The sequence below is a fragment of the Micromonospora sp. NPDC049529 genome, from assembly GCF_055586685.1.
Genome location: NZ_JBVJHT010000013.1, coordinates 254,728 through 269,207 on the forward strand (window position 1 = coordinate 254,728; position 14,480 = coordinate 269,207).

A 14,480-nucleotide genomic window follows, 5' to 3' on the forward strand; every position below is an offset into this window, starting at 1 on the left:
AGATGTCCCGGTAGCTCACACCAATCGCCACGCCTCGGTCAGCACGCCGCGTAGGATCTGCTCGATCTCGTCGAACTGCCGCTGGTCGGCGATGAGCGGCGGGGCGAGCTGCACCACCGGGTCGCCCCGGTCGTCGGCCCGGCAGTAGAGCCCGGCCTCGAACAGCGCCGTGGACAGGAAACCGCGCAACAGCCGCTCGGACTCGGCCTCGTCGAACGTCTCCCTGGTCGTCTTGTCCTTGACCAGCTCGATCCCGTAGAAGTAGCCGTCGCCCCGGACGTCGCCGACGATCGGCAGGTCGTTCAGCCGCTCCAGAGTGGACCGGAAGGCGTCCTCGTTCCTGCGTACGTGGCCGACCAGGTCCTCGCGGGCGAACACGTCGAGGTTGGCCAGGGCCACGGCACAGGAGACCGGGTGACCGCCGAAGGTGACGCCGTGGGCGAACATCTCGGTGTTGGCGAGGAACGGTTCGATCAGCCGGTCGGTGGCGATCATCGCGCCGAGCGGGGCGTAGCCAGAGGTGATGCCCTTGGCGGTGGTGATCATGTCGGGCTGGAAGCCGTACCGCTGGGCGCCGAAGTACTCACCGAGTCGGCCCCAGGAGCAGATCACCTCGTCGGAGACGAGCAGGACGTCGTACCGGTCGCAGATCTCGCGTACCCGGGCGAAGTAACCCGGCGGCGGCGGGAAACAGCCGCCGGAGTTCTGCACCGGCTCCAGGAACACGGCGGCGACGGTGTCCGGCCCCTCCCGTTCGATCGCCCGGCCGATCTCGTCGGCGGCCCACCGGCCGAACGCCTCCGGGTCGTCACCGTGCTCCGGCGCCCGGTAGAAGTTCGTGTTCGGCACCTTGATCGCGCCCGGCACCAGTGGCTCGAAGTCGGTCTTGATGCCCGGCAGCCCGGTGATCGACAGCGCACCCATCGACGTCCCGTGGTACGCGATGTACCGGCTGATCACCTTGTACTTGTTCGGCTTGCCGGTGCGCTTGAAGTACGCCCGCGCCAGCTTCCACGCCGACTCCACGGCCTCCGAGCCACCCGTGGTGAAGAAGACCCGGTTCAGGTCGCCCGGCGTCAGCGAGGCGATCCGCTCAGCCAACTCGACAGCGGTCGGATGCGCGTACGACCACAGCGGAAAGTACGCCAACTCGGCGGCCTGCTTGGCGGCTGCCTCGGCCAACTCCGTACGCCCGTGTCCGGCGTTGACCACGAAGAGCCCGGCAAGCCCGTCGAGATAGCGGCGCCCCCGGCTGTCCCAGACGTACGCGCCCTCGCCCCGGACGATGGTCGGCACCTCCGCGTCGCGGTAGCTCGACATCCGGGTGAAGTGCATCCAGAGGTGGTCGGTGGCGTTGGCCATGGCTGCCTGCCCCTGTTCCGTGATCGGGCCGGATCCCGGCCGCTGTGACCACGGTTATCGCACACGCTGCCGCCATGACGCAAGTGTTAACGCCACTCATTCGCGCTCACGACGACGGTTTCTGTCGGCTGTGTCGCCCTCCGCAACGAAATCCGTAGGACCTGGTGAGGGGTTGGGGTCCACTGCCGGAGGGACGTCCTACCGGACATCTGTAGGGCCTTTTCGGGGCGGTTCGCGGGTTCCCGGCTGATCCGATCTGATCCGTGAATGCCCAGCTCATGCCCCACAAATGATCGATGTTCGGCGTGTTGCTCTGCGGGACGCATATTGATCTCCGTCATCGATATGGTGCAAGGGGCGTTCACAAGACCGAGGGAGGGGCTGGACGATGAACGAGGTTCTGCGGTTGGCGATGGCGAAGGTGGGCGTGACCGCCGAATCGCTTGCGGCACAGGTGCAGGTCGATCCGAAGACGGCGGCACGGTGGGTGGCGGTGGGACGGATCCCGCATCCGCGTACCAGGGTGGCGGTGGCGAAGATCCTGGGCCGGGATCCCGCCGAGCTGTGGCCCGATCCGTTCCGGCGGCGGGACATGCCGTGGTTCCGCCAGTGGGCCGAGGTCGAACCGGACGCCGTCGCGATGTGGGCGTATCAGCCGCTGCTCGTGCCGGGCCTGCTCCAGACCGAGGCGTACGCCCGCGCGATGCTCAACGTGGGCCGGGTGCTGCCGCCGGAAACGGTGGAGCAGATCGTGGCGAGCCGGCTCAAACGACAGTGGATCCTGTCGCGCGACCAGCCACCGCAGTTCCACGTCGTGATCGACGAGGTGGTGCTCCGGCGGCTGCTCGGCAGCCGGGACCTCATGCGAGAGCAGCTCGAACACCTGGCGAAAATGGCCGAGTTGCCGTATGTGCAGTTCCGCGTCATCCCCAGTGACACACCGTGGCACACCGGCCTGGCCGGTCCGTTCGTCCTCGCCCAGCTCAGGGACGGCAAGGAGCTGGCCTACCTGGACAACCAGCTCCGTGGTCAGATCGAGAAGGAGGCGTCCGACATTGTTATGCTCAAAAAGCGTTGGGACAGCCTGACCGGTGAGGCGCTGTCCCGCCGGCAGACGATCGAGCTGATCAGGGATGTGGCGCAGACATGGACATGACCGACGCCCGCTGGCGCACCTCCACCCGCAGCAGCAACAACGGCGGGGACTGCGTCGAAGTGGCGGACAACCTGCCCGGACGGGTCCTGGTCCGGGACACCAAGAACCGCGACGGCGGCACCCTCAGCTTCGCCCCGTCCGCGTGGCAAGCCTTCGTGGCCCTGGCGAAAGAGCACTGACCTCTCTTCTCTTCACCGCACGCCCCCGCCGCCGACTCCCTCGGCGCGGGGGCGTCGCCGTTCCTGCGCGCGGGGTGTCGCCGTCCCGAAACGTGTAACGCGGAAAGTTCGTACACCAAAGATGGCGCACCTACACCATCCCCGATGTCCCCCTCCAGCGCCCCACCCCACCTGCACCCCCGGCGACCGAAGTTGACCATGAAGTTAGCGCGGGAGATCGGCCTATTCTGTGTCGCTAACTTCATGATCAACGGGGTCTGGGGGGTGGGTGGGGGTGGGTGGGGGTGGGTGGGGGGTGGGGGAATGGGGGCTATTTGCTTCGGTGGGGTGGCTTTTGCGGGAGGATTTTCTCGTGAGCACTGATCTCAATCGTTTGGACGCGACCGAGCTGGCCGAGCTGATCCGTACCGGGAGGGCTTCCTCTGTCGAGGTGGTTCGGGCGCACCTCGACCGCATCAAGGCCGTCGATTCGAAGATCAACGCCATCGTCACGCTCGCCGACGGTGCGCTCGACGCCGCGAGGGCGGCCGACGACGAGCTTGCGGCGGGGGCGGAGGTCGGGCCGCTGCACGGCGTGCCCTTCACGGTCAAGGACTCGTTCGACACCGCCGGGGTGCTCACCCAGCGCGGTTCGCCGATCTTCGCCGGTCGTGTCCCGGACACGGACGCCACCAGCGTGGCGCGGATGAAGCGCGCCGGTGCGATCCTCCTGGCGAAGACGAATCTCCCGGAATTCGCGTACTGGATCGAGTCCGACAACCTCCTGACGGGCAGGACGAACAACCCCTGGGACCTCGACCGCAGTTCCGGCGGGTCGAGTGGCGGGGAGTCCGCAGCGATCGCTGCCGGGATGTCGCCGCTGGGAGTCGGGAGCGACCTGTCCATCTCGTTGCGCGGGCCGGCGGCCGACACCGGTATCGCGGCCCTCAAACCAACGCACGGGCGCATCCCGATGACCGGGACCTGGCCGCGGGAGCCGCGTCGTGACTGGCACGCCGGCCCCATGGCCCGCAGCATCCGCGACCTCGCACTGGCGTATTCGCTGCTGGCCGGTCCTGATGGCGCCGACGGCTTCGCCATCGTCCCGCGAGAGTTTGACATCGGCCTGGGGGCCTCGCCGGACCGGCCCGCACGGGTCGGCTGGCTGGTCGATTCGGGACTCGGTCCGATTGACCCGGAGATCGCGGCAACCGTGCAGGCGGCCGCCGACGCCCTGCGGGAAGCGGGGGTCCGGGTCGATGCCGTGAGCATCCCGGCTCTCGAACGGGACAATCCTTTCGAACTCTTCGCCCGGCAGCACGTCATGGAGATGAAACCGGCGATGGAGGAGGCCACTGCCGGGCGCGAGGACCAGCGGTTCACGTACTCGAAGACCATGATCGCCACACCCGACACCTCCGTGCGGGAGTACGTCCGGGCCGAGCAGGGCGTCGAGCGGCTCCGGGACGGTTTCGCGGAGTACTTCCAGCGGTACGACGCGCTGCTCCTTCCGGTGACGTCGATCCCCGCGCACGCGCACGGGCTCACACAGTTCACCGTCAACGGCCAGACCGTGGACGCCTTCCGCCTGATGACGCCGACCGTCCCGTTCAACCTGACCGGACTCCCCGCCCTGTCGATGCGGTTCGGCACGAACAGCGACGGCATGCCGATCGGGGTGCAGCTGGCGGCCAACTGGCACGCGGAATCGACGATCCTGTACATCGCCTCGCTGCTGGAGTCACTGAGCCCCGTCCGCAACCAGCACCCCGCCCTCTAACGGCAGGCATGGCCCCCACGCCGGACCATCCCGAGCGAGGTTGACCATGAAGTTAGCGACGGAAGCTGGCCGATTCCGCTGCGCTAACTTCATGATCAACGGGGCGGCGGCGGGCGGCGGCGGGCGGGGGGTTAGGCGGTGCCCCAGGAGTAGGTTTGTTTGCGGAGTTTTAGGTAGACGAAGGCCTCGGTGGAGACGACGCCGGGGACGGCGCGGAGGCGTTGCAGGATCTCCAGGAGGTGGTCGTCGTTGCGGCAGACCACCTCGGTGAGCAGGTCGAACGAGCCGGCGGTGATGACGACGTAGTCGACCTCGTCCAGTTCGGCCAGGCGATCGGCCACCTGTTCCAGGTCGCCGTCGGTCTTCAGGCCGATCATCGCCTGGCGGGGGAAGCCGAGCTGGAGTGGATCCGTCACGGCGACGATCTGCATCACTCCGGCGTCGAGCAGGCGTTGCACCCGCTGGCGTACGGCCGCCTCGGAGAGGCCGACCGCCCGGCCGATCGTCGCGTACGCCCGGCGCCCGTCCTCCTGTAGTTGCTCGATGATCTGTTTCGCGACATCGTCGAGCAGTACGTGATTGGCGCCCTCGCGTACGGTGACCCGACGTGCGCGGCGATCCTCGGTGGGCCCGTTGGCCATCTTTCCCCCAGTCGCTGACCAGGCAGTGAATGCCTGTTGTGTTACCACGGTGAGTCTGGCGCATTTCGTTGCGAACAGCTACTTCCGCGACGGAATCCCTTGTAACAAGCGGTGCTGCATGCCAGGATCGTCGTCACATTGGATCAGTCGCGATGACATCCGGCCGGCGGGCGCCACCCCCCACGTTCCGCACGCTGGCTCGACCCCCGAGGAGCCGTCATGCGTAACCGTTTCCGCCCACCGCCGCCGCCCGGTGTCCTGCGCCCGGCCCCGCCGCCCGGTGTCTCCCGTCGGACGCTGTTGCACGGTGCCGCCGGCTCGGCGGCGCTGCTCGCCGCCGGTGGCGCGCTGAGCGCCTGTGGCACCAAGGGGGCGCAGCAGACCGAGGCCGGCTGTGTCAGCGAGGACCTTTCCGGCACCGAGAAGACGCTCGCCTTCTCCAACTGGCCGCAGTATCTCGACGTGGACGAGGCCGACGAGTCGAAGCGGCCCACCCTCGACGCGTTCCAGGCCAAGTCCGGCATCAAGGTCACGTACACCGAGGACATCAACGACAACAACGAGTTCTTCGGCAAGGTGCAGAACCAGCTCGCCGCCTGTCAGTCGACCGGTCGCGACATCATCGTGCTCACCGACTGGATGGCCGCCCGGATGATCCGGCTCGGCTGGGTGCAGAAGCTGGACAAGACCAAGCTGCCCAACGTCGAGAAGAACCTGCTCGCCTCGCTGCGCGGTCGCTCCTTCGACCCGAACGCCGAGTACGCCCTGCCGTGGCAGTCCGGTCTGTCCGGGCTCGCGTACAACGGCAGTGTCACCAAGGAGATCCGTACCGTTGATGAACTGCTCACCCGCCCGGACCTCAAGGGCAAGGTGACCGCGTTGAGCGAGATGCGCGACACCATGGGGCTGCTGTTGCAGTCGAACGGGCACGACCCGGCGAAGTTCACCGAGGCCCAGTTCGACGACGCGCTGGCCAAGCTCCAGAGGGCCGTCGACAGCGGGCAGATCCGCCGGTTCACCGGCAACGACTACGCGCCCGAGTTGGCCAAGGGCGACGTGGCCGCGTGCATCGGCTGGTCCGGTGACGTCATCCAGCTCGCGGGCGAGAACGACAAGATCCAGTTCGTGGCGCCGGACTCCGGGGTGATGCTCTTCTCGGACAACATGGAGGTGCCGAACAAGGCGACCCACAGGGGCAACGCCGAGGCGTTGATCGACTACTACTACGACCCGGCCGTGGCCGCCCAGCTCGCCGCGTACGTCAACTACATCTGCCCGGTCGAGGGGGCCAAGGCGGAGATGGAGAAGATCGATCCGGAGCTGGCGGCGAACCCGCTGATCTTCCCGGACGCGGCGCTGCTGGCCAAGGCGAAGGTCTTCATGGCCCTGGACGAGGCCCAGGAGCGCGCCTACGAGGGCAAGTTCCAGCAGGTCATCGGTGCGTAGCCGGCGATGACCGAAGCAATCAGAGAGCAGGCGGCGGGCGACCTGCGGCTGGTCAACGTGACCAAGCGGTACGGCATCTTCACCGCGGTCGACGACCTCAGCCTGACCGTGCCGCAGGGGTCGTTCTTCGCCCTGCTCGGTGCCTCCGGCTGCGGCAAGACCACCACCCTGCGCATGGTCGCCGGGCTGACCGAGCCGACCAGTGGGCAGGTGCTCCTCGGTGAGCAGGACATCAGCCGGCTGCGGCCGTACCGGCGACCGGTGAACACGGTGTTCCAGAGCTACGCGCTCTTCCCGCACCTGGACATCTTCGAGAACGTCGCCTTCGGGCTGCGCCGCCGCAAGGTCCGCGAGGTGACCGAGCAGGTGCACCGGATGCTGGCGCTGGTGCAGCTCGACGGCTACGCCAAGCGCCATCCGGCGCAGCTTTCCGGCGGGCAGCAGCAGCGGGTGGCGCTCGCCCGCGCGCTGATCAACCGGCCGCAGGTGCTGCTGCTCGACGAACCGCTCGGCGCCCTGGACCTCAAGCTGCGCCGGCAGATGCAGCTCGAACTCAAACGGATCCAGACCGAGGTCGGTATCACCTTCGTGCACGTCACGCACGACCAGGAGGAGGCCATGACGATGGCCGACACGGTCGCGGTGATGAACGCCGGGAAGATCGAACAACTCGGTGCCCCGGCCGACCTCTACGAGTTCCCGGCCACCGCGTTCGTCGCCAACTTCCTCGGCCAGTCGAACCTGCTGGCCGGCGACGCCGCCGGGCGCGCCGGGGACGAGGTTCCGGTCGAGGCGTACGGCTCGCGGTTCTCGGTGCCCGTGGCCCGGTCCCGGGTCGACCGGGGACCGGTCTACCTCGGCGTACGCCCGGAGAAGCTGCACCTGGTCGGTGCCGAGGATGCGGTGCCGGACGGGCACCAGTCGATCAGTGGCGTGGTCAGCGACGCGGCCTACCTCGGGGTGAGCACCCAGTACCAGGTGCGGACCGGGTGGGGGACCGAACTGTCGGTCTTCGTGGCGAACAGCGGCGCCACCGGTGTGCTGCCGGTCGGTTCGGACGTGGTGGCGCACTGGCGCGGTGAGCACGCCTTCCTGCTGCCGAGGGAACCCGGCGCCACCGACCGGACCACACCGATCCTCGACACCCCCGCCGAGCTTCCGTCGTGAGCAGGAAGGCGCTGCCGTACCTGCTGTTGTTGCCGGGCGGGCTCTGGCTGCTGCTCTTCTTCGTCGTACCCGCGCTGCAACTCGGCGCCGCCAGCCTCTACGACCCGGCCGGCTCGCTCGCCACCGGATACGCGATGACCTGGGCGTTCGGCAACTACGGCGACGTACTCGTCGCCTACTGGCCGCAGTTCGTCCGATCGTTCCTGTACGCCGGGATCGCCACCGTGCTCGCGATCGTGCTCGGCTACCCGCTGGCGTACGCGATCGCGCAGCGCGCCGGGCGGTGGCGCAACCTGCTGCTGGTCTGCGTCATCGCCCCGATGTTCACCAGTTTCCTGGTCCGCACCCTGGCCTGGAAGACGATCCTGTCCGACAACGGTGCCCTGGTCGGCGTGCTGCGTGACCTGCACCTGCTCGGTGCCGACGGGCGGCTGCTGGCGACCCCGTTCGCGGTGGTGCTCGGGCTGACGTACAACTTCCTGCCGTTCCTGGTGCTGCCGCTCTACGCCAGCCTGGAACGGCTCGACGGTCGGCTGCTGGAGGCGGCGAAGGACCTGTACGCCGGTCCGGTGCGCACCTTCCGTACGGTGATCCTGCCGCTGTCGACGCCCGGACTGGTCGCCGGCACCCTGCTCTTCTTCATCCCGGCCAGCGGCGACTACATCAACGCCGAACTGCTCGGTACGCCGAACGAGTACATGATCGGCAACGTGATCGACTCGGCGTTCCTGGTCCGGCTCGACTATCCGCAGGGCGCGGCCCTCTCCTTCCTGCTGATGGCGGCGATCCTGGCGATCGTCTTCGTCTACCTGCGCCGCTCCGGCACCGAGGAGGTGATCTGACATGGGTCATCGGATCGGACGCTGGGTCGCCGACCACTGGGTGATGGTGGTGGCGCTGGTGGTGCTCGGTTACCTGTTCCTGCCGATCGCGGTGGTCGGGGCGCTGTCGTTCAACCGGCCGTCGAGCCGGGTGTCGTACGACTTCAACGAGTTCACCCTCGACAACTGGGCCAACCCGTGCGGCCCGGCCGACCTGTGTGCTGCCGTCGCCCGCAGCGCGCAGATCGGGTTCCTCGCCACCGTCATCGCCACCGTGCTCGGCACGCTGATGGCGTTCGCCCTGGTCCGGCACCGGTTCCGGGGGCGGGGCGTGGTGAACCTGCTGGTCTTCCTGCCGATGGCCACCCCGGAACTGGTGATGGGGACCTCGCTGCTGGCCCTGTTCGTGGCCGGCGGGGTGCCGCTCGGCTTCTGGACCGTGCTGATCGCCCACGTCATGTTCTGCGTCTCGTTCGTGGTCGTCACCGTCAAGGCCCGGCTCGCCGGGATGGACAGCCGGCTCGAAGAGGCGGCGATGGACCTGTACGCCAACGAGTGGCAGACGTTCCGCCGGATCACCCTGCCGCTGGTGCTGCCCGGCATCGTCGCCGCCGCCCTGCTGGCGTTCTCGCTCTCGTTCGACGACTTCATCATCACGAACTTCAACTCCGGCACCACCGTCACCTTCCCCATGTACGTCTGGGGAGCCGCCCAGCGTGGTATCCCGCCGCAGGTCAACGTGATCGGCACGGCGATGTTCGCGATCGCCGTACTGCTCGTGCTCGGCGGATCGGTCGGGCGGCGACTACGGGTACACCGCTGACCCCCCCCGTACCCGGAAAGGGTTTTTTCATGCGCATCCTCCTCCTCGGCGCCGGCGGGGTCGGCTCCGCCGCTGCCGCGATCGCCGACCGCCGCGACTTCTTCGACCTCTGCGTCGTCGCCGACTACGACCCTGCCCGCGCGCAGCGGGCGGTCGCCGGTCGATCCCGGTTCGTCGCCGCCACCGTCGACGCCTCGAACGCCGACGCGGTCGCCGCCCTCTGCCGCGAACACGGGATCACGCACGTGCTCAACGCCGTCGACCCGCGCTTCGTCATGCCGATCTTCTCCGGCGCGCTGGCGGCCGGCGCGGACTACCTCGACATGGCGATGTCGCTGTCCAGCCCGCACCCGGACCGGCCCTACGCCGAATGCGGGGTCAAGCTCGGTGACGACCAGTTCGCGGTCGCGGAGAAATGGTCCGAGGCCGGGCGGTTGGCGCTGCTCGGCATCGGTGTCGAACCGGGCCTGTCGGACGTCTTCGCCCGCTACGCCGCCGACGAACTCTTCGCCGACATCGACGAGATCGGCGTACGCGACGGCGCGAACCTGACCGTCGACGGCTACGACTTCGCCCCGTCGTTCTCCATCTGGACCACCATCGAGGAGTGCCTCAACCCGCCGGTGATCTGGGAGGCCGACCGGGGCTGGTACACCACCGAACCGTTCGCCGAACCGGAGATGTTCCACTTTCCCGAGGGGATCGGCCCGGTCGAGTGCGTGCACGTCGAGCACGAGGAGGTCCTGCTCATCCCGCGTTGGGTGCCGGCCCGGAAGGTCACCTTCAAGTACGGGCTCGGCGCCGAGTTCATCGACGTGCTGCGTACGCTGCACAAACTCGGGCTGGACTCGACCCGACCGGTGTCGGTGCGGGGCCTGGAGGTGGCGCCAAGGGACGTGGTCGCCGCCTGCCTGCCCGACCCGGCCGGACTCGGCGACCGGATGCGCGGCAAGACCTGCGCGGGCACCTGGGTCACCGGCACCGGTAAGGACGGCAAACCCCGCCGCAGCTACCTCTACCACGTGGTCGACAACGAATGGTCGATGGCCGAGTACGGCCACCAGGCCGTCGTCTGGCAGACCGCGATCAACCCGGTGATCGCCCTCGAACTGCTCGCCAGCGGGGTGTGGGGCGGTGTCGGCGTACTCGGGCCGGAGGCGCTGCCGCCGAAGCCGTTCCTCGACCTGCTCACCGCGTACGGGTCGCCGTGGGGCATCGAGGACCGGTGAGAATCAGGTGGGACCGCACGGCCGAAACGGGCGGCCGGGGTCGGGTGGCTTGCGCCACCGTGACCACGCCACCCGCTCGGGGTAGAGCACACCCGATGATCAGGCGATCTGGTAACCGCTGACCGAGGCGGAGTACGAGGTGTACCCGCACGACGCCCCGCCGTACCCGGTGATCGAGATCGAGCCGGCCACGGTGCCGTTGGTGTAGAAGGTGTACTGCGCCTGGCCCGACACCGGGGTGTAGAGGCAGGCGGTGATGCTCGCACTGCGGGTGAACGTGTTCACGTACGTCGCCGCGAGCGACGAGTCCGGCGCGATCGCCACCGTTCCGCCCGACACCCCGACGTACGCCACGTCGATCAGGCTGGCGTTGTTCGAGAAGCAGTACGAGTTCGAGCCGAACCGGATCGCGCCGACCTGCGGAACCCCGGCGGGGAAACCGGAGGTGAGGCAGATCTCCAGCGGGTTGACCCCGTTGGTGGTCACGTTCGTGACGGTGGGACCGAGGACCAGGGTGCCGGACCGGGTGAACCCGGTGCCCCCGGCGCTGCCCTGGATGGTCACCGCGAAGGTCGGGCCGGTGACGACGAGCGTACCGATCGAACCGACCTTGTCGGGTTTGGCGGCGTGGGCGGGTGCGCCGGCCGAGACCAGCAGGGCGGCCACACCCGCGACGACCAGGGCGAGACTACGACGGAACTTCATGGTTTCCTCCGGTTGAGGGGTTGGCTGGGACGGGCCCGGTGGTCGGATCGGACCACCGGGCCCGTAGTGGCGATTCCGGTGCGCTGCTGGATCAGGCGTTCGTGCTCGCGCCGACGATGGCCGCGACGGCGAGGACGTTCGGCAACTGGCCGGGCAGGTCGGCACGGTCCCGGCGCGGGACCGGTACCACGCAGCCGTCCGACTCCTGCGGGAAGCAGCACTCGGTGCCGCCGGCCCGTTCCGGCCCGAGGAGGGACACCGCTCCGCCCTCAGTTGTCGGTCAGGATGTGGAAGATGTGCATCACGACGTGCTTGCCCGCGTGCAGCAGGGCCTCGGCGATCTCATCCGACATCGGGTTCACTTCCTTCTGTCCGTCCCGATCCCCCGGGGGTCGGGAGCTGCTTTTCCGTTGACTCAATGGTCACCGTCGGCAGTGGTCGCAACCAGGCAGAAGAACCCACGGAAGAACCCACGGAACCCGCGATCCGGCTACGGCGGCAGCAGCGCGTAGATCTCCGCGTCGGGTACGTGCGCGGCGTCGAGCCGGCACGACTCGACCGTACGCCGCAGCGCCTGCGCGATCCGTACGCCGATGTCGAAGTCGAGGGCCGAGTACAACGCCAGGGCCTCGTCGGCCAGGTCGGCGGCGGCGCGATGGTCACCCCGGCGCAACGCCAGCCGCCCGAGGCCGATCAGCGCCAGACCCGGCCCCCAGGCGTCCGCCAGCCGGCGGCAGGTGACCAGCCCGGACTCGTACATCCGGCGGGCCCGGTCGTCGTCGGCGCCGGAGAGTTCGACGGCCTGGGCCACCACGAGTAGGGCCTCGGTGTCGCCCAGCTCGTCCTGCAACTCGCGGAACATCGTCCGGCTGCGTTCGGCGAGCCGCTCGGCGGCGGCGTAGTCCCGGGCGGCGGTCGCCAGTAACGCCTGCGCGGTGTGGACGTCCGCGATCGCCCGGGTGTTACCGGCCCGCTGGAACAGCCGCAACGCCTCGTGCAGCGCCGGCCCGGCCCGGTCCAACTCACCCTCCTGCACCAGCAGGATGCCCAGGTTCAGCAGCGCGGTCCCGGTGACCCGCTCGTCACCGATCCGGCGGGCGGCGACCAGCGCCTCGTCGTAGGTGCGCCGGGCCTCGGCGGTCTGGTTGCTGTACTGGTACAGCATGGCCAGGTTGCTCAGCGTCCCGGCCAGGCCGACGTCGTCGCCGACCCGCCGCCACAGCTCGCCGGCCGCGCGGTACCGCGCCCCGACCAGGGCGGTGTCGGCACCCAGGTAGTGACCGAGCGCCGCCGCACCGTTGAGCGCACGGGCCCGGAACCCGGCCTGGTCGGGGTCGGCCGGATCCGGGTCGGCCGCACCGAGCGCCTCCTCCAACCAGCGCCGGCCGTCGGCGATCGCCCCCCGGCTGTACCAGAACCGCCACACCGCGCCGGCCAGCCGCACCGCCGTCGCCGGGTCACCGTCGGGCAGCGTACGGGCGAGCACGGCGGCGATGTCGTAGCGCAACTCCTCCAGCCGGTCGAGCCAGCGCACCTGTTCCGCACCGGCGAGTTCCGGGGCCGCCTGCTCGGCGACCGTCAGCACGTACCCGGTGTGCCGGTCCGCCACCGCCCGCTCCTCGCCCTGCGAGCGGTGCAGGACCGCCGCGAACTCGCGGACCGCCTCGTACATGGCGAACCGGCCCCGGTCCAGGCTCCGGTGCAGGTGGTGGTCGCCGAGCAGGGTGAGCCCGTCGAGCACGTCGAGGTCGAGGCCGGCGCCGCCGCAGACCGTCTCGGCCATCTCGACCGAGTAGCCGGCGGGGAAGACGCTCAGCCGCCCGAGCAGGCGTTGTACGCCCTCCGGTAGCAGGTCGACGCTCCAGCCGATCGCCGCCTGGAGGGTCCGCTGCCGGTCCGGCGCGTCCCGTGGCCCGGTGGTGAGCAGCCGGATCCGGCCGAGCCGGTGGGCGAGCCGGTCGGCGATCACCTCGACCGGGAAGAGCCCGATCCGGGCCGCCGCCAGTTCGATCGCGAGCGGCACCCCGTCGAGGAAGCGGCAGACACCGGCGACCGCCGCCGCGTTCGACCCGGTCAGTTCCCAGTCGGCCTGACGGGCCCGCGCGTGCCAGGCGAAGAGTTCCACCGACGGCGACTCACCGATCGCGGTCCCGTCGTCCGCGTCCGACCCCGGTACGGGCAGCGGCTGCACCTCGTACTCGTGCTCGCCCCGGATCCGCAGCGCGACCCGGCTGGTGACCAACACCTTGAGGTTCGGGCACCGGGCCACGACGGTGGCGATCGCCGGTGCCGCCGCCAGCACGTGTTCGAAGTTGTCCAGCACCAGCAGCAGTCGCCGCGCGCCGAGCACCTCGGCCAGTTCGGCTGCGTCGCCGGTACGGATCTCGCCGCCGACCGCCCGGACCAGGTGCGAGACCGCCTGCGTCGGGTCGGTGACCAGGGTCAGGTCCACATCGGACATGCCGTCGGCGAAGTCCGGGGCGGCGAGCCGGGCGGCGGCCAGCGCGACCCTGGTCTTGCCGACCCCACCGGTGCCGGTGATCGTGACGATGCGTACGTCCGGGCGGGCCAGGGTGTCCGCCACCGCCCGGACCGCGTCGTCGCGCCCGATCAGCGGGGTCGGTGGAGGGTGGAGCTGGCGGAACGTGATCTCCGGAACGGGGTGTGGCGCGGCGGCTGTGGGGCGGCCACGGGCGGCCTCCTCGAACCGGGTCCGCTCGTCGGGGGCGAGGCGGAGCGCGTCGGCCAGGCGTCGGGCGGTGTCCCGGTGGGTGGTGCGGACCTTGCCGCGTTCGATGTCGCTGATGGTCCGGGCGGCGACGCCGGAGGCTTCGGCGAGTTCTTCCTGGGTGAGGTGGGCGTTGCGGCGGGCCGATCGCAGAACTGGACCGAACCCGGCCTGGTGGTCGTCCGCGCTGGGCAACGGCTTGCTCCTACCGGGCGGTGTGGGGGTGCGGCTGCCTCGACACCGTAGGTTCGTGCTCTGCGTGGTCGCAATGATTCGTTGGGTGATCTCGCCGTTGCTGAGGAAGAGATCATGCGATCGGGTGTGGGTGGGGGTTTTCGGTTACAGATGGGGGTTCGCGGGCGTCGTGGCGGGGGTGGGGGGGGGGGGGGGGGGGGGGGGGGGGGGGGGGGGGGGGGGGGGGGGGGGGGGGGGGGGGGGGGGGGGGGGGGGGGGGGGGGGGGGGG

Annotated in this window: 13 protein-coding genes; 8 read left to right on the forward strand and 5 right to left on the reverse strand. The window is 69.5% G+C overall.

Going from position 1 to position 14,480, the window contains the following annotated elements; translation table 11 throughout:
• Positions 1-15 precede the first annotated feature (15 nt).
• Positions 16-1,362 (reverse strand): aspartate aminotransferase family protein, encoded by a 1,347-nt coding sequence (locus tag ACZ6QQ_RS24105; RefSeq protein ID WP_465879251.1) that lies wholly within the window; start codon positions 1,360-1,362, stop codon positions 16-18.
• A gap of 388 nt (positions 1,363-1,750) precedes the next feature.
• Here ACZ6QQ_RS24105 and ACZ6QQ_RS24110 point away from each other — a divergent pair, with 388 nt between their 5' ends.
• From ACZ6QQ_RS24110 to ACZ6QQ_RS24120, 3 genes are all read left to right on the forward strand, one after another.
• Complete coding sequence (locus tag ACZ6QQ_RS24110) at positions 1,751-2,518, forward strand: Scr1 family TA system antitoxin-like transcriptional regulator (protein ID WP_465879252.1); 768 nt, start codon at positions 1,751-1,753, stop codon at positions 2,516-2,518.
• Positions 2,509-2,697, forward strand: a complete 189-nt coding sequence (locus tag ACZ6QQ_RS24115) for a DUF397 domain-containing protein (RefSeq protein ID WP_465879254.1) — start codon at positions 2,509-2,511, stop codon at positions 2,695-2,697. Before ACZ6QQ_RS24110 ends, ACZ6QQ_RS24115 begins: the two co-directional genes overlap by 10 nt.
• A 268-nt stretch (positions 2,698-2,965) precedes the next feature.
• Complete coding sequence (locus tag ACZ6QQ_RS24120; protein WP_465879255.1) at positions 2,966-4,456, forward strand: amidase; 1,491 nt, start codon at positions 2,966-2,968, stop codon at positions 4,454-4,456.
• Positions 4,457-4,587: 131 nt separating this feature from the next.
• Here the strand turns inward: ACZ6QQ_RS24120 and ACZ6QQ_RS24125 are convergent, their stop codons facing one another.
• Positions 4,588-5,097, reverse strand: coding sequence for an Lrp/AsnC family transcriptional regulator (locus ACZ6QQ_RS24125; RefSeq protein ID WP_465879257.1), 510 nt, complete (start codon positions 5,095-5,097; stop codon positions 4,588-4,590).
• A 219-nt stretch (positions 5,098-5,316) separates the two neighbouring features.
• Between ACZ6QQ_RS24125 and ACZ6QQ_RS24130 the strand changes: the two genes are divergently transcribed.
• From ACZ6QQ_RS24130 to ACZ6QQ_RS24150, 5 genes are read left to right on the forward strand one after another with little or no spacing between them, the layout of a single operon-like run.
• Positions 5,317-6,543: a polyamine ABC transporter substrate-binding protein gene (locus tag ACZ6QQ_RS24130; RefSeq protein WP_465879259.1), complete on the forward strand. Its 1,227-nt coding sequence runs from the start codon at positions 5,317-5,319 to the stop codon at positions 6,541-6,543.
• A gap of 6 nt (positions 6,544-6,549) precedes the next feature.
• Positions 6,550-7,710, forward strand: coding sequence for an ABC transporter ATP-binding protein (locus tag ACZ6QQ_RS24135; RefSeq protein ID WP_465879261.1), 1,161 nt, complete (start codon positions 6,550-6,552; stop codon positions 7,708-7,710).
• The gene (locus ACZ6QQ_RS24140) at positions 7,707-8,552 is read left to right on the forward strand and encodes an ABC transporter permease (RefSeq protein ID WP_465879263.1); all 846 of its coding nucleotides are present in this window, start codon (positions 7,707-7,709) and stop codon (positions 8,550-8,552) included. The genes ACZ6QQ_RS24135 and ACZ6QQ_RS24140 overlap by 4 nt, the downstream gene beginning before the upstream one ends.
• 1 nt (position 8,553) lies before the next feature.
• Positions 8,554-9,354 (forward strand): ABC transporter permease, encoded by an 801-nt coding sequence (locus tag ACZ6QQ_RS24145; RefSeq protein WP_465879266.1) that lies wholly within the window; start codon positions 8,554-8,556, stop codon positions 9,352-9,354.
• 29 nt (positions 9,355-9,383) lie between these two features.
• Positions 9,384-10,583 (forward strand): saccharopine dehydrogenase family protein, encoded by a 1,200-nt coding sequence (locus ACZ6QQ_RS24150; RefSeq protein ID WP_465879270.1) that lies wholly within the window; start codon positions 9,384-9,386, stop codon positions 10,581-10,583.
• Positions 10,584-10,682: 99 nt separating this feature from the next.
• On the opposite strand, the gene ACZ6QQ_RS24155 is transcribed toward ACZ6QQ_RS24150, so the two are convergent.
• From ACZ6QQ_RS24155 to ACZ6QQ_RS24165, 3 genes are all read right to left on the reverse strand, one after another.
• Entirely contained in the window at positions 10,683-11,288 is a 606-nt protein-coding gene (locus tag ACZ6QQ_RS24155; protein WP_465879273.1) for a hypothetical protein, read from the reverse strand.
• 91 nt (positions 11,289-11,379) lie between these two features.
• Positions 11,380-11,547: a hypothetical protein gene (locus ACZ6QQ_RS24160; RefSeq protein ID WP_465879275.1), complete on the reverse strand. Its 168-nt coding sequence runs from the start codon at positions 11,545-11,547 to the stop codon at positions 11,380-11,382.
• A 231-nt stretch (positions 11,548-11,778) separates the two neighbouring features.
• Complete coding sequence (locus ACZ6QQ_RS24165) at positions 11,779-14,211, reverse strand: ATP-binding protein (protein ID WP_465879276.1); 2,433 nt, start codon at positions 14,209-14,211, stop codon at positions 11,779-11,781.
• Positions 14,212-14,480: the final 269 nt, after the last annotated feature.